Here is a 16,280-nt window from a genome sequence, read left to right as displayed (position 1 = left end):
GGTCCAGGCCGTGCCGGACGGGCCGGAACGGTCGCCGGCCGGTGCGTCCAGCCGTACGGTGCCGCCGGAGACCAGCGGCGCGTACAGCGAGCCGATCGCGTTCTCGTAGCCGAGCGGGGCGGGCAGGACGGCGTCGGAGCCGGGCTCCCGCTCCGCCGCCCAGGCGGTGTGGCCGGCCAGTGCGCGGTGTTCCACGACGGTGCCCAGCAGCCTGCCGTCGGCGTCGGAGGTGTAGACGACGCACGCGGCCGCGGCCGGGCCGCCGCTCCACCGGGGCTCCGGGGCGGTGTCCGGCAGCTCCGCGAGGGAGGCGTCCAGCGCCGCCGAGCCGACGACGACCCGGGCGTACCCCGGCGGCATCCGGCCGGCCGAGCCGGCGGTGGTGAGGATGCACACCGGGCGGGCCTGGCCGGCCAGCGCCTCGATGCGGCCGGCGGGCAGCGCGGCGTCGAACAGGGTGTAGGCGGCGCCGGACTTCAGCACGGCGAGCACCGCCGCGACGAGTTCGGGGGAGCGCGGCAGGGCGATGCCGACGATCCGCTCGGGCCCGGCGCCCTGGGCGAGCAGGTGGTGCGCCAGCCGGTTGGCCCGCGCGTCCAGTTCCCGGTAGCTGAGTGCGGTGTCGCCGGCCACCAGGGCCGGGGCGTCGGGGGTGCGCCGTACGGCGGCCTCGAACTGCTCCGGCAGGGTGGCGGTCACCGTCTCGTGGTCCGTGTCGTTCCAGTCGGTCAGCACGCGCTGCCGTTCCTTTCCGTCGAGGAGGTCGATGGCCGACAGCCGTGCTCCGGGATCGGCGGCGACCGCCCGCAGCAGCCGCTGCAGACGCTCCACCAGGCCCTCGGCCGTCGAGCGCTTGAAGAGATCGGTGGCGTACTCCAGCACCCCGCGCAGCCCGTGCTCCGGGCCGTGCGGCTCGTCGAACTGCAGCCGCAGGTCGAACTTGGTCATCCGCTGGGGCACCGGCTGGCCGCTCAGCTCCAGGCCGGGCAGCACCGGCGGGGCGCCGTCATCGGTGTTCTGGAGCACGAGCATCACCTGGAACAGCGGGTGCCGGGCCAGCGAGCGTTCCGGGTTGAGCGCGTCCACGATGCGGTCGAACGGCAGCTCCTGGTGGGAGTACGCGGAGAGGTTCACCTCCCGCACCCGGGCCAGCAGCTCCTGGAAGGTCGGGTCGCCGGAGGTGTCGGTGCGCAGCACCAGGGTGTTGACGAAGGTGCCGATGAGATCGGACAGGCCCTCGTCGGTACGGCCCGCGACCGGGCTGCCCACCGGGATGTCCGTGCCGGCGCCTGTCTTGGTCAGCAGGGCCGCGAAGGCCGCCTGGAGGACCATGAACAGCGTCGCGCCGGACTGCCGGGCGATGGCGTTCAGTTCGGCGTACAGCTCCGGGCCGAGCAGGAACTCCACGCCGCCGCCGCTGTGGCTGGCGACCGCCGGCCGGGCGTAGTCCCGGGGCAGCCGCAGCTCCTCGGGGAGCCCGGCCAGTGCCCGGGTCCAGTGCTCCAGCTGACGGGACAGCAGGGAGTCCGGGTCCTCGGGGGAGCCCAGCAGGTCCCGCTGCCAGGCCGCGTAGTCGGCGTAGCTCACCGGCAGCGGCTGCCACTGCGGCTCCGCTCCGGCGGCCCGGGCCCGGTAGGCGCGGGTGAGGTCCGCCAGCAGCGGCGCGATGGACCAGCCGTCGAAGGCGATGTGGTGGAACACCAGCAGCAGCACGTACGTCTCGTCGGACTCGGCGAGCGTGAACAGCCGGGCCCGCAGCGGCGGTACGGCCGTCAGGTCGAAGCCCGTCTCGGCCTCCACCGCCAGGGCCTGCGGCAGCTCCTCCTCGGTGACCCGCCGGGCCAGCAGCACGGGATCGCCCGCGGGGGCGTCCAGCACCTGCTGGTACGGCTCGTCGTCACCGGCCGGGAACACCGCGCGCAGCACCTCGTGGCGGCCGGCGAGGTCGTTCAGCGCCGACTGGAGGGCCTGCACGTCGAGCCGGCCGGTGAGGCGGACGGCGAAGGGCACGTTGTAGCTGCCCCGGCCGCCCTGTTCGAGCCGGCCCGCGAACCACAGGCGCCGCTGGGCGTGGGAGAGCGGCGCGCTGCCGTCCCCTTCGGCGGGCGGGCGGTCCGTGCGCGGTGCCAGCTTCGGCGCCGGACGGGCCTGCGCGGCACCGGCGACCCGCTCGGCGAGGCCCGCGGCCGTGCGGGCTTCGAAGAGGGTGCGGATCGGCAGTTCGACGCCCAGCAGGGAACGGGCCCGGCCGACCGCCCGGGTGGCGAGCAGCGAGTGCCCGCCGGCGGCGAAGAAGTCCTCGTCGACACCGATCCGCTCCAGCCCCAGCACATCGGCGAACAGCCCGCAGATGATCTCCTCCACCGGGGTCCGCGGGCCCCGGCCGGCGTCCCGGTCCGTGTGGTCCGGGGCGGGCAGCGCCTTGCGGTCGACCTTGCCCTGCGGGGTGAGCGGCAGGGCGTCCAGCACCACGAAGCCGGACGGCACCATGTGCTGGGGCAGCGCGTCCGCGACCCGCTCGCGCACGGCCGCCGTCAGCGCCGGTGCGTCGGCGGTGCCGGAGGCGTCCGGCACGATGTACCCGACCAGGCGCTTGTCGCCGGAGCCGTCCCCGCGGACGGTGACCACCGCGGTGGCCACGCCCGGGTGGGCGGCGATCACCGACTCGATCTCGCCGAGTTCGATGCGGAAGCCTCGCAGCTGCACCTGGTCGTCGCTGCGGCCGACGTAGTCCAGCTGGCCGTCGGGCAGCCAGCGCACCAGGTCGCCGGTGCGGTACATCCGGGTGCCGGGCGGGCCGTAGGGGTCCGCCAGGAAGCGCTGCGCGGTCAGTCCGGGGCGGCCGGCGTAGCCGCGGGCGAGGCCCCCGGCGACGTACAGCTCGCCGGTGACGCCCGGCAGCGCGGGACGCAGGTCGCGGTCGAGGACGTACACCCGGTGGGCCGTCGTCGGCCGGCCGATGGGCGGCCGGTCGGTGCCGGAGAGCGGACCGCCCACGGTCGAGGCGACGACCGCCTCGGTGGGGCCGTAGCCGTTGAACATCCGCACCCGCGGCGCCCAGCGGGCCATCACCTCCGGCGGGCAGGCCTCGCCCGCGACGGCCATGGTCAGCCCTTCGGGCAGCCGGGCGTCGTCCGGCAGCGCGCCCGCGACGACCGGCGGCAGCCCGGCGAGGGTCACCCCGGAGTCGTTGATCAGGTCGACCAGCGGCCGGCCCGGGTCGCGGCACTCGTCGTCGGCGATGACCAGCGCGCCGCCGTTGAACAGCGCCAGGCCCAGTTCCCACGCGGAGGCGTCGAAGCTGAAGGACGCGAACTGGAGCACCCGCACCGAGGGATCGAGACCGAACCGCTCGGTCAGCGACTCGACCATCGCGGCGAAACCGGAGTGGTCCACCACGACGCCCTTGGGCTTCCCCGTGGAGCCGGAGGTGTAGATGGTGTAGGCGGCGTGCTGCGGGCGGAGCGGTTCCCGGCGGTCCGCGTCGGCGAGGTCCGCGTCCGGCAGCCCGGCGAGGTCCGCCGACACGGCGTCCCCGTCGATCACCAGCACCGGGACCTCGTCCGGCACGCTGAGGTCCAGCGCCAGCTCCGCCGCCGTGAGCAGCGCCACCGGCCGGGCGTCGGCCAGCATGTAGCGGATGCGGTCGGCGGGATAGCCGGCGTCGATCGGCAGATAGGCCGCGCCGGCCTTCAGCACCGCGAGCGCGGCGACGACCATGTCGGGCGTCCGCGGCAGCGCGAGCGCGACCAGGTCCTCGGGGCCGACCCCGCGGCCGGTGAGCAGCCGCGCCAGCCGGTTGGCACGGCTGTTGATCTCGCCGTACGGGATTTCCGCGCCGTCGAAGACCACCGCGGGCGCGCCGGGCGTACGGGCCGCCCAGCCCTCGAACAGCTCCGTGACCGGGGCACCGGCGCCCGCTTCCGCGTGGCCCGCCCAGTCCTCCAGGAGGGTGCGCCGCTCGGCGTCCTCCAGCACGTCCAGGCGCCCGAGCGGAACGTCGGGCTGTTCGACCACGGTGCGCAGCAGCCGCAGGAAGCGGCCGGTGACGGACTCCGCCTCCTCGCGGGGCAGGACGTCCGGGGCGTACTGGACGTGCAGTTGCAGCCGGGGGCCGGGGTAGACGGACAGCGCGAACGGGTACTCGGCGACGACCTTGGCGTGGCTCGCGCCGAAGCGCAGCTCCGGCACCACCCCGTCCAGGCTGGAGACGTCGGCCATCGGGTAGTTGTTGTAGCTGATCACCGTGTCGAAGAGGTCGCCCGTCCCGGCGATCCGCTGCACCTCGGCGAGCCCCAGGTGCTGGTGCTCGGCCATCGCGAACTGCTGTTCCTGGAGTTCGGCGAGCACTTCGGGAAGGGTGCGGCCGGGGGCCGGCCGGACCCGTACCGGCAGGGTGTTCAGGAAGGAGCCGACGATCGACTCCACTCCGGGCAGATCGGCGGGCCGGCCGGAGCCGACCGCGCCGAACACCACGTCGTGGCGCCCCGTCAGCCTGCTCAGCAGCACCGCCCAGACGCCCTGGAACACCGTGTTGACGGTGAGGCCGCGGGCGCGGGCCCAGTCGGCCAGCGCGGCGGACAGGTCCTCGTCCACCTCCCGCAGCAGTTCCCCGGGCAGGCCCGCCGGGCCGGCGGCCCGTGCCGACTGGACGAGCCGGGTCGGCTCCTCGATGCCGTCCAGCACGGACTTCCAGGCCGCGCGGGCCTCCTCCGGGTCGCGTTCGGCCAGCCAGCTCACATACGAGCGGTACGGCACGGCGTCCGGCAGCGACGCGGTGTCCGGGCCCTGCGCGTAGAGGGTGAACAGCTCCTGGGCGAAGATCGCCATCGACCAGCCGTCGACCAGCGCGTGGTGCACCGACCACAGCAGCCGGTGCCGCTCCTCGCCGGTGCGGACCACGGTGAACCGGACCATCGGCGAGCGGTGGATGTCGAACCGGGCGCGCCACTCGGCCTCCGTCAGCCGGGCCAGCTCCGCCTCCCGCTCCTGCTCCGGCAGACCGCTCAGATCGGTCTCCCGCCAGCCGACGGCGGCCTCGGCGGGCACCGCCTGCACCGGGTCGCCGCCGTCCGGCCGCGCCGGGAAGCAGGCGCGGAGGTTGGCGTGCCGGCGCAGCAGGGCCTGCGCCGCGGCGCGCAGCCGCGCCGGGTCCAGCGGGCCCTCGGCGTCCACCCCGATCTGCAGGGTGTACGGGTCCAGGCCCTCGGTGTCGTACTCCGCCGAGAACACCAGCCCCTGCTGGAGCGGTGAGGCGGGCAGCACGTCCGACAGCGGCCCCAGCTCCCGCTCGAACTCCTCGACCTCCTGCTGGGACAGCGACACCAGCGGGAAGTCGGCGGGCGTCCGGCCGCCCGCGTCCGGCGTACGGGCATGGGCGATCAGCGCCCGCAGCGCCCGGAACCAGCCCTGCGCCAGCTCGTCGACGTCCGCCTCGGCCAGCAGTTCACCGGCCCAGGCCCACTCGGCGACCAGCACCGGGCCGCCGTCCCGCTCCTCGGCGACGGAGGACAGCTCGACGACGTGGCGCAGCGGTGTGTCCGGGTGCGCGCCGAGGCCCACCACGGCGTCGGCACCGTCCAGCGACCAGCTGCCGTCCGCCGCCGGGCCGCCGAACCGGCCGAGGTAGTTGAAGCCGATCTGCGGCGGGGCGAGCCGCCCGAGCACGGCCTGCGTCTGCGGGTTGAGATGGCGCAGCAGCCCGAATCCCAGTCCGTGGTCGGGCAGCCCGCGCAGCTGCTCCTTGACCCGCTTGAGCGCGGCTCCCGCGGCCGGGCCGCCGGACCACACCGTGGACCAGTCGACGTCGCCGGGCGCGAGCCGGGCGGGGAAGGAGGTGGTGAACCAGCCGACCGTGCGGGAGACGTCGAGTTCCTCCGCGAACTCCTCGCGGCCGTGCCCCTCGATCTCCACCAGCAGCTCGGAGCCGCTCCCGCCACGCCGTCTGCGCCAGTCGGCGCCGGCCAGGGCCAGCGCGGTCAGCAGCACGTCGTTGATCTCCGCGTGCAGGGCCGCGGGCACCGAGTTCAGCAGCTCCGCCGTCTGTTCGGCGGGCAGCTCGGCGCGCAGCCTGCGGGCGGTCGCGCGGACGTCCTTGGCGCGGTCCAGCGGGCGGCTGCCCAGCGCCGGGTCGTCGCCGGTGAGCTGGCGGCGCCACAGCGGCAGTTCGCTGACCCGGCGGGTGGCCCGGGCGTGCTCGGACAGCTCGCGCGACCAGCGGCGCAGTGAGGTGGGCACCGGCTCCAGTACGGGGGTGCGGCCCGCCGCCGCGGCCTCGTACGCGGACCGCAGGTCCGGCACCAGGATGCGCCAGGAGACACCGTCCACGGCCAGGTGGTGGGCCACCACGACCAGCCGGCCGGGCCGGTCCGCGCCGCGGTCCAGCAGCACGGCGCGGACCACGGTGCCCTGCTCGGGGTCGAGCAGCGCGCGGGCGGCGGCGACCTGCTCGGCCGTCTGCTCGGCGAGCGGCCGGTCGTCGGCGGCGACCCGGCTCAGCACGTCGGCGGCCCGTACGGCGCCGGCCGGCCGGACCTCCAGGGTCCACAGGCCCGGGACGGGGACGGCGAGCCGCAGCCGCAGCGCGTCGTGGTGGTCCAGCAGCGCCTGGAACGCGGTGGTGAGAGCGTCCGCCCCGGCCCCGGCCGGCACCTCGACGGCCACGTACTGGCTGTACTCCCGGACCGGCGCGTCCAGCTCCTCCAGGTCCTCCCGCAGTTGGTGGGCGACGGGCAGCAGCTCCGTCTCGCCGACCCCGTCGTCGGGCACGGCGGTCCGCCGTTCCCGTACGGGTCCGGCGACCGCCGCGACGGCGGCCGGGGTGCGGTGCTCGAAGATCTGGCGCGCGCTGACCGTCAGACCGGCCCGGCGGGCCCGGCTGACGACCTGGATGGCGCTGATGCTGTCGCCGCCCAGCTCGAAGAAGTTGTCGCCGGGGGCGACGGCGGCACGGCCCAGCACGTCCGCCATCACGGCGGTGAGGATGTCCTCGCCCGGGCTGCTCGTGCCGGGGGCGGCGCCGCGGCCGGCGCCCGCGGCGGAGGTGAACTCCGGCTCGGGCAGCGCCTTGCGGTCCACCTTGCCGTGCGGGGTGAGCGGCAGCGCGGGCAGGGTCAAAAACGCGGACGGCACCATGTAGTCGGGCAGCCGGGCGGCCAGCAGCTCGCGGACGGCAGCGACGATGCCGCCGCCGTCGCCGGGCTCGCCGCCGCGGGCCACCAGATAGCCGGTGAGCCGCTTGCCTCCCGCCGGGTCCGTGTGGACGGCGACGGCAGCGTCCGCGAGCTGCGGCAGCTCGCGCAGGGCCGACTCGATCTCGCCCAGCTCGATCCGGTGACCGCGCACCTTGACCTGGTGGTCGCGGCGCTCCAGGAACTCGAACTGCCCGTCGGGACGGAGCACCACCCGGTCCCCGGTGCGGTACATGCGGGTCCCCGGAGGGCCGTACGGGTCGGGCACGAACACCGAGGCGGTGCGCCCCGGATCGCCCAGATAGCCGCGGCCCACGCCCTCGCCGGCCACGTACAGCTCGCCGGGGGTGCCGGCGGGCACCGGCTGGAGTTCGTCACCGAGGACGAACAGCCGGGTGTTGCGCACCGCGCGGCCGATCGGGGCGCTCGCCCGGCCCCTGGGCAGCTCGTCCGCCGTGATGACGGCGTGCGTGACGTCGTCCGAGCACTCGGTCGGCCCGTACGCGTTGACCATCGGGATGCCGGGGAAGCGGGCCGTCCAGCGGGCGCACAGGTCCGCCGGCAGCACCTCACCGGTCACCACGAGCCGGCGCAGCGAGGGCAGCTCGGGGCTCTCCCCGGTCTCGTCCCAGGAGTCGAGCGCGGCCCGCAGCAGCGAGGGCACGACCTCCAACACCGTCACCTGCTCGCGCGCGGTGAGGGGGAACAGCAGCTCGGGGTCGGCCGCGGTGGCCCGGTCGACGACGCGCACCCGGCCGCCGGTGAGCAGCGGCGCGAGCATCTGCCAGACGGAGATGTCGAAGGTCACGGGGGCGTTCTGGACCAGGGTGTCGCCCTCGCACAGGTCGAGGTCCTCGACCTTGGCCAGCAGGTGGTTGGCCATCCCGGCCCGGTGCACCATGGCGCCCTTGGGGCGGCCGGTGGAGCCGGAGGTGAAGATCGTGTAGGCCAGGTCGTCGTCGCAGCCGCGGGGCGGGACGAGTTCGCCGGCCGGGTCCTCGGCACCGTCCAGCTCCACCACCCGGGGAGCGGTGCCGGCCCGGTCGGCGATGTCGTCCGCCAGCTCCCGGTGCGCGGCGTCGGTGACCAGGGTCGCCGCGCCGCTGTCCCGGAGCAGCGAGACCAGCCGGGTCCTGGGGGCGCCGGTGTCCAGCGGCACATAGGAACCGCCCGCGTTGAGCGCGCCCAGCACGGCGGTGACGAAACCGGCGCCGGGCGCCGCGAGCACCGCGGTGGGAGCGGTGTCCAGCCTGCGGGAGAGGGCGCTGGCGCGGGCCACCAGGGCCGAGTAGGACAGCGAGCCGCCGTCCTCGACGACGGCCACGCCGTCGGGGAAGGTGTCGGCGGTCCGGCGCACCCGCTCCACGACGCCCTCGAAGGGGCGGGTGTCCACCGGGCCGGTGCCGGTGCGCAGCAGCTCCGCGACGGCCTTCCCGTCCAGGGTGGCCAGCCGGCCCAGCGGGGTGTCGTCGTCCGCGGCCACGAAGGACCGCAGGAAGTGGGCGAGCCCGGCGGTGTGCCCGGCCAGCTCCTCCCGGGTGTACAGGCCGGCGTTGCCGCTCAGGTGCACCGTCGATCCGCCGTCGGCCGCGTCCACCACGGTGATCTCGAAGTCGTCGATGAGCCCGGTGGAGAGGTTGTTGACGGTCAGCTCGCACGGGCCCAGGCTCAGCCGGGTCTCCTGCGGGAGGATGTTGACCAGCGGGCCGAACGGGCGCCGGTCGTCGCTGCGCAGGCCCATGGCCTGGCGGACCTTGCTGACCCGGTGCCGCTGGTGCTTGAGGATCCGGGTGAACTCCCGGGAGGTGTTCTTCAGCAGTTCCGCGCGGGTGGTCGCGGGCCCGGCCTGGACGTGCAGCGGCAGGGTGTTGGCGACCATGCCGGGAACGGCCCGCATCCGGGCGCCGACCCGGGTGGTGACGGGCACCGTCAGCAGCACGTCCGGCCGGCCGGTACGGCGCTGGGTGTAGGCGGCGACGGCGGCCATCATCACGGTCGGCCAGGTCACCGAGGTCCGCGTCGCCAGCTCGCGCAGGGCGCCGGTGATCTCCTTGCCGAGGGTGAACTCGTCCCGTACGAAGCCGGAGACCGGCTCCGCGTCCTCGTGCGCGGACAGGGTGACCAGCTCCGGGGCCTGCGGGAAGCGGCCCGCCCAGAAGGCGGCGTCCCGGGCGGCCGGGCCGGAGCTGTCGTAACGCTGCTCGGCGGCGATCAGGTCGGCGAGCGGCGGCAGCGCGCCGCGGCCGGTGTCCCGGCCGTCGGCCAGGGCGGCGTAGATCTCCGCCAGCCGGCGCCAGAACACGACCTGGCTGTAGCCGTCGCACAGGAAGTGGTGGATGCACATGTAGAACAGCGAACGGTTCTCGCCGGTCCTGATCAGCGCGAGCCGGAACAGCGGGAAGTCGTCGAGCGTGAAGGGGGTGTCGAGGTCCGCCCGCATCCAGGCCCGCGCGGCCGCGAGCGGGTCCGCCTCCCCGGCGAGGTCGAGCACGGTGTACGGCAGCTCCGCCAGCGGCTCCACCCGCTGCCGCGGCACCCCGCCGGTCTCCACGAACCGGGAGCGGGTGCACTCGGCCTCGTCGACGAGCTGCCGGGCGGCCGCACGGAACAGCTCCGGGTCCAGCGGGCCGTCGATGTCGAGGTAGCCGGCCGTGTTGTACGCGTAACCGGCCCCGGAGAGCTTCTCGTCGAACCAGATGTCGGCCTGCCCCGCGGTCAGCGCGAGGTCCTCGGTGCGGCCGGCGGTGTCGGTCATTGGATCCCCCTGGTCAGTAGGCCCGCGCCGGCGGCAGGCGGCTCCAGCGCGCCCGCCCCGTAGACCTGCTCGACCCACTCGTCGTTGTAGATCGTGTCCAGATAGCGGCCGCCGAGGTCCGGCGCGATCGTCACCGCGGTGAGTTCGTCGGTGGCCGGGTTCTCCGCCAGCCAGCCCAGCGCGCCGCTGACGACCGTTCCGGTGGAGCCGCCGAAGAGGAAGCCGTGGTCGGCCATCCGGCGGCAGGCGCGCAGGGTGTCGGCCTCGGAGACGTGGACGACGTCGTCCACGAAGGACTCGTCGAGCAGGTGCGGCCGGACGCTGGTGCCGAGTCCCGGGATCGAACGCGGCCCGGGCGGGGTGCCGAAGGTGACCGAGCCGACCGTGTCGACGGCCACGATCCGCACCGAGGGCTTGGCCTGGCGCAGATAGCGCGCGCAGCCCATCAGGGTGCCGGTCGTGCCCGCGCCGACGAAGACGACGTCGACCTCGGGAAATATCTTCAGCAGCTCCGGCCCGGTGGTGTGGAAATGGGCCAGCCAGTTCCCGGCGTTGAAATACTGGTTCAGCCACACATAGCTGCGGTTCTCGGTGCAGAGTTTCTTGACGTGCGCGATGCGCGCGCCGAGCAGGCCGTCCTGCGGATGCGGCTGGTCGATGAGGTGCACCTCGGTGCCGAGGGCCTCCATCAGCTGCCGGGCGCCCAGCGTGCAGCGGGAGTCCGTCACACAGGTGAAGCGGTAGCCCTTGCTGCTGGCCAGCAGGCTGATCGCCACGCCCATGTTCCCGGAACTGCTCTCCACGAGCATGTCCCCGGGCTGCAGCTCTCCGCTGCGCTCGGCCATGGCGATCATCTCGGCGGCGGCCTTGAGTTTGATGGATCCGGCGAAGTTGAATCCCTCGCACTTGAGAAAGAGATGGCGACCGAAAATCCACCGGAGGTCGACGTAGAGGTCGTCGACGTTGAATTCCTGCGGAGTGGATATGACTGGCACAGGACGACTCCCACCTACGGCCGACGGGCCGCGGCTCGGCTCTTCCCATAGCGGTCGAGCTCATCGAAGAATCCGTTGACGGCGTGCAGTTCGCCGGCACGGGCGATCTCGTCGTACACGTACGAACCGACGGCGAGGTCGAGGACCCCGAGCCCGAACGGGGAGAACACCAGCGGGCTGCCGCTCTCCGGGCGCAGCTTCCCGGTCAGCACGTCGTACAGGGTCCCGGCCAGGAAGTCCCGGTTGCCGGTGAACTGTTCGGTCAGGTGCACCGAGGTGTTGGCCTTGAGGCAGTGCTCCACGTCGTCGACCACGTTGACGGCCGACAGGACGACCTCCGGCGACAGGTCGCGCAGCGACAGGTTCAGCACCAGCGGCGCGTGCTCGAACCACGCGGGGTCGCTGACGTGCGGCTCCCCGGCGACGGTCGCGAACACCACCAGATCGCTGGAGCGGATCAGGTCCTCCGCGCGGCTGTGCACCACGGTCCGGCCGCCGTGCCCGCTCTCTTGGAGATAGCCTTCGAACCGTCCGGCGTGCCCCGCGTCGAGGTCGTGCAGCCCGATCTCGTCGAACTCGAAACCGGCGGCCGCGAGATAGGTGTGCACGAAGCGGGCGATGAGCCCGGTGCCGACGAAGCCGGCCCTGCGGGGCCGTGTGCCCCGCTCCCGGCCGAGCACCTGGGCCGCGAGCGCCGCCGAACCGGCGGTGCGGGCCGCGCTGATGACCGACGACTCCAGGCACGCGAACGGATAGCCGGTGGCCGGGTCGTTGAGGATCAGCACCGCCGACGCGCGGGGCAGCCCCGAGGTGATGTTGCCGGGAAAGCTGGAAATCCACTTCAGCCCGTCGACGGGCGACTCCCCGCCGAGCGAGGCGGGCAGCGCGATGATCCGCGCGTCCGGCCGGTCCGGGAAGCGCAGGAAGTACGAGGGCGGGTTCACGGTGCTCCCGGCGCCGTGCAGCCGGTAGGCCGCCTCCACGACGTCGATGACATGCTTCTCACGTCCCTGGAGCACGGCGTTCACCTGTGCTCCGGGAACCACCGCGAAGGCGGGCAGCGCCTCGGGTCCGCTCTCCTCCGACTGTGACACCGGCATCTCTTCCACGCTCCCTGGCAAGCCGTTCCGGACACGGCTCATGCTCCGGGGCGGCACTGACGCCCCGCTGACGGCGAACTGACCTGGGGGGGGTGTCGTCCGGATCCCCGCGGCGCCGCGGCGCCGGCACGCCGCGGAGACCCGGGCGGGCACCCGCCGGGCCGGGGCCCGGCCACGGTCAGCGTCGCGTCAGCCGGGCGTCAGCCGTGCTGCCTAGCGTCCGTCGCATGACCTCATTGGTGGCAGTGTCGAGTCATCTGCCGGACACGGTGCCGGTGGACGCCCTCAAGGAACCCCTGGGACTCAACGACCAGCAGGTGCGCAGGTTCACCCGGCTGTACGGGCTGGACCGGATCTGCCAGGCACCGGACCGCTCCGAGAGCGAGCTGCTGCTGGCCGCGGCCGGCAAGCTCGACGGACTGGCCGGCCAGGAGGACCGGGTGCGCTATGTGGTCCGGGCCAAGGGCCTGCGGACCACGGCCCCGTACCCCAACAACCCGCTGCGCGACGTGTGCGACGCGCTGGGCCTGCGCAACGCCACGACCTTCGCGGTCTCGGACCACGGCTGCGCGACCGGGCTGCTCGCGTTCGACGTCGCCGGGATGCTGCTGGAGGCTGACGGCGACCCCGACGCGCTCGCGCTGATCCTGGCCGGCGACAAGACGCTGACGCCCTTCTCGCAGTGGGTCGCCGATGTCTCGATCATGGGCGAGGCCACCGCCGCGGTCCTGGTGGGCCCGGGCGGCGGCCGGGACCGGATGCTCGGCTACGCGGCCCGCATCCGCGGCCGTGAGGACGGCCTGATCGACCTGGTCGGCGACCTCGCGAAGGAAGCCGTACGGATCTACCAGGACGCCCTGGAGGAAGTGGTGCTGGCGGCCACCGAGGAGGCCGGGATCACCGTCGCCGACCTCGACCTGGTCCTGCCGCACAACGTCAACCGGGTCTCCTGGACCGTCGCCGCGAAGAACCTGGGCATCCCCGCCGACAAGATCTATCTCGGCAACATCGGGGCCACGGGGCACTCCTTCTGCGCCGACCCCTACATCAACTACCAGTCCGTGCGCGAGCTGGGCCTGATCAACCCGGGCGACCACTACCTGATGACCTCGGCGGGCCTCGGCCAGTCCTTCGCCGCGATGGTCCTCCAGCACTGACGAGCCACTGACGGCAAGCAGAGAGCCCGGCCCGCCGCAACCGGACATGGACGTGGGAGAAGACATGGACGAATTCCTGCCCGGCTTCACCGGCCGGCTCAAGAGCGCCGTGGCCGGAGCGGCCGGCGCGCCACTCGTGTTCCTCGGGAACTTCGAGGTCGAGGAGGTGTGGGCGCAGGGCGAGCACACCCTGCCCCGCTTCTCCGCGGCGTCGGGCAGCGCCGTGGTGAACCGCATGGACGAGTTCGCCCTGCTGCTGGCGGGCGAGGGCGACCACGTGGTGCTCAAGACCGCGCCCGACGAGGCGTACCTCGCGTATCTGCGCGAACTCGGGCTGGCCCTGCCGACCGTCCATGTCGTCGCCGAGCAGGACGCGCAGCGCAACGTCACCGAGGACATCCTGCGCGACCCCGCACTGCCGGCCGTGCTCACCGGACTCGCCGGGCAGGGCTGCCGGCTGTTCCCGCACGGGGTGTCGGTGCTGGAGGAAGAGCTGTGCCGGCGCACCGGAATGGAGATCGCGGGCTCCCCGGCCGACCTCTGCAAAAGCGTCAACAGCAAGATCTACAGCCGCCGGGTCGCCGACGAGCTGGGACTGCGCCAGCCCGCGGGCTGGGTGTGCGAGACCGTCGACGAGCTGGGCGAAGCGCTCGGCCACGCCAGGAAGCTGCTCGCGCAGGGCCGCCGTACGGTCGTCAAGGAGGCCTTCGGTGTGTCCGGCAAGGGCATCGTGGTGCTGGAGAACGAGCGCTGGATGGACCGGGTGCACCGGATGGTCGGGCAGAAGGTGGCCCGCTCCGGGGAGGACCGCATCGCGTTCACCGTCGAGGAGTGGGTCCCGCACCAGGGCGATCTGAACTACCAGTTCACCGTCGGCCACGACGGTGCGGTGCACTTCGACTTCGTCAAGCGCGCCGTGACCGAGGGCGGCGTGCACAAGGGCCACCGGATCCCGGCCGCGCTCGGGCCGTCCCGGCTCGCCGCGGTCCGGTCCGCCGCCGAGCTGCTGGGCAAGCGGCTGGCCGCGGACGGCTACGCGGGCGTCGTCGGCGTGGACGCGCTGCTGGACGAGGCCGACGGGGTGTGGCCGGTCCTGGAGATCAACGCCCGCAACAACATGTCGACCTACCAGGTGCGCCTCCAGGAGCAGTTCGTGGGCCCCGGCATGACGGCGCTGGCCCGCCACTACCCGGTCCGCCTGGAACGGGAGCTGGACTTCGCCGGCTTCCGCCGGATCCTCGGCGACGCGCTGCTGACCGCGCCCGGCGGGTCCGGCCTGCTCGTCAACAACTTCGCGACCGTCAACGCCGGAGGCCGGGTCCGCCCGGACGAGGCGTACGACGGCCGTCTCTACGGAATCGTGGTGGCCGCTTCGGCCGCCGAGCTGACCGCCCTCGATGAGGACATCACCGCCCGGCTGGTGGCGGAAGGAGTGAGTCATGCCCGCTGAACGCACGGTGCAGGGAATCGGGGTCACGGAGCTGGCGGAGCGGTACGGCACCCCGCTGTACCTCTACGACGGCAACGGGCTGCGGGACCGGATCACGACGGTCCGGGACCGGCTGCACCCCCGCCTGGAGGTCTTCTTCTCCCTCAAGTCGAACCCCAACATCGCCGTCTGCGGCCTGCTGCACGCCCACGGCGCCCGCGCGGAGATCTCCTCGCTGGCCGAGCTGGCCACCGCGCGGCGCGCCGGCGTCGACCCGGCCGACATCCTCTTCCTCGGCCCCGGCAAGAGCCGCGCGGAGCTGGCCGCCTGCCTCGACGAGGGCGTCTACGCGATCATCTGCGAGTCCTTCGGAGAGCTGGCGCTCATCGACGAGCTGGCGCGGGACCGCTCGGTGACGGCACGCGTGGCGCTGCGCGTGAACCCCGAGTTCGCCGTCAAGGGTTCCGGCCTCACGATGGGCGGCAAGCCGCGGCAGTTCGGCATCGACGCCGCGCAGCTGCTCGGCGCGGCGCCGGAGGCGGTGTCGGCGCTGAGCCACGTACGGCTGATGGGCGTGCAGGTCTACATGGGCACCCGGATCCTCAGCGAGGACGCCGTGGTGGAGAACACCGAGCGGATCTTCGACCTCGCGGAGCAGGTCGCGGACGCGCTGGACTTCCCGCTGGAGATGGTCGACATCGGCGGCGGCCTCGGTGTGGCGTACTTCGACAACGAGACCGATCTGGACTTCGACCTGCTGGCCTCGCAGCTCAACCCGGTGATCGACAAGTTCGCCTCGCGCCACCCGGACACCCGGCTGGTGATGGAGCTGGGCCGCTATCTCACGGCACCGTTCGGCCTCTACGTCACCACGGTGCGCTATGTGAAGACGTCCATGGGCGAGAACTTCGCCGTGCTCGACGGCGGCACCAACCACCACATGGCCGCCGTCGGCATCGGGTCGTTCGTCAAGCGCAACTTCCCCATGACGGTGCTCAACCGGACCGACGAGCCCGCCACCGGCCCGTGGAACCTCACCGGCCCGCTCTGCACCCCGAACGACACCCTGGGCAAGAAGGTCCCGCTGCCGGACGTCCGGCCGGGCGACCTGATCGGCGTGGAACGGTCCGGCGCCTACGGGCCCAGCGCCTCCCCGGTCCTCTTCCTCAGCCACGGCCACCCGGCCGAGGCGCTCGTCCTGGACGGCGAGGCGCACCTGGTCCGCGACCGGGACCGTCCCGACGACCTGCTCCGCAAGCAGCACCTCCCCGCGGCCGACGTGCTCTCCCGTACCGCCACGGGCCACTGAACCGACGCTCTCCGAAAGGACTGTCACGCCATGACTGACGCCGCCGCCTCCACAGCGACCGCTGTCGACCGGACCAAGGCCGTGGAGACCATCGCCTCCGCGCTGGCCGAGGTGCTGGGCCACGACCTGCCCGACCTCACCGAGGACTCCCGCCTCTTCGACCAGGTCGGCCTCGACTCCAGCGGGGTGTTCGAACTCCTGATGGCGCTGGAGGAGGCGTTCTCCATCGAGCTGGACACCGACAACCTGGAGATGAGCCACTTCGAATCGGTGCGCACGCTCGCCGATTTCCTGCTCGGCGAGATGGGCGCCTGAGCCGTGTACCGAACGGCCGCGCCCCCGGCG

General features: G+C 73.5%; 6 protein-coding genes and 1 pseudogene. 4 read left to right on the top strand and 3 right to left on the bottom strand.

Annotated features, from left to right (window positions below):
- Positions 1 to 60 precede the first annotated feature (60 nt).
- The 3 genes and pseudogenes from GCU69_RS23100 to sbnB all read right to left on the bottom strand — a co-directional run.
- Positions 61 to 9,945: pseudogene (locus GCU69_RS23100) on the bottom strand (amino acid adenylation domain-containing protein); the annotation flags it as partial.
- Entirely contained in the window at positions 9,942 to 10,940 is a 999-nt protein-coding gene (gene sbnA / locus GCU69_RS23095) for a 2,3-diaminopropionate biosynthesis protein SbnA (RefSeq protein WP_098752406.1), read from the bottom strand. The pseudogene GCU69_RS23100 and the gene sbnA, both read right to left, overlap by 4 nt.
- 14 nt (positions 10,941 to 10,954) lie before the next feature.
- Positions 10,955 to 12,040 (bottom strand): 2,3-diaminopropionate biosynthesis protein SbnB, encoded by a 1,086-nt coding sequence (sbnB, locus tag GCU69_RS23090; RefSeq protein ID WP_218037968.1) that lies wholly within the window; start codon positions 12,038 to 12,040, stop codon positions 10,955 to 10,957.
- 227 nt (positions 12,041 to 12,267) lie between these two features.
- Here sbnB and GCU69_RS23085 point away from each other — a divergent pair, with 227 nt between their 5' ends.
- From GCU69_RS23085 to GCU69_RS23070, 4 genes are all read left to right on the top strand, one after another.
- A complete protein-coding gene (locus GCU69_RS23085) occupies positions 12,268 to 13,197 on the top strand; it encodes a 3-oxoacyl-[acyl-carrier-protein] synthase III C-terminal domain-containing protein (RefSeq protein ID WP_098752404.1) in 930 nt (309 codons plus the stop codon).
- Between the two features lie 64 nt (positions 13,198 to 13,261).
- Positions 13,262 to 14,647: a preATP grasp domain-containing protein gene (locus GCU69_RS23080; RefSeq protein WP_098752403.1), complete on the top strand. Its 1,386-nt coding sequence runs from the start codon at positions 13,262 to 13,264 to the stop codon at positions 14,645 to 14,647.
- The gene (locus GCU69_RS23075; RefSeq protein WP_156207062.1) at positions 14,637 to 15,935 is read left to right on the top strand and encodes a type III PLP-dependent enzyme; all 1,299 of its coding nucleotides are present in this window, start codon (positions 14,637 to 14,639) and stop codon (positions 15,933 to 15,935) included. Before GCU69_RS23080 ends, GCU69_RS23075 begins: the two co-directional genes overlap by 11 nt.
- A gap of 30 nt (positions 15,936 to 15,965) precedes the next feature.
- Complete coding sequence (locus GCU69_RS23070; RefSeq protein ID WP_098752401.1) at positions 15,966 to 16,250, top strand: acyl carrier protein; 285 nt, start codon at positions 15,966 to 15,968, stop codon at positions 16,248 to 16,250.
- Positions 16,251 to 16,280: the final 30 nt, after the last annotated feature.

The sequence above is a fragment of the Streptomyces lycii genome (assembly GCF_009735685.1).
Classification (GTDB): domain Bacteria; phylum Actinomycetota; class Actinomycetes; order Streptomycetales; family Streptomycetaceae; genus Streptomyces; species Streptomyces lycii.
The sequence above is the reverse complement of the archived record's forward strand: the minus strand, read 5'-3'. Positions and strand labels throughout refer to the sequence as shown.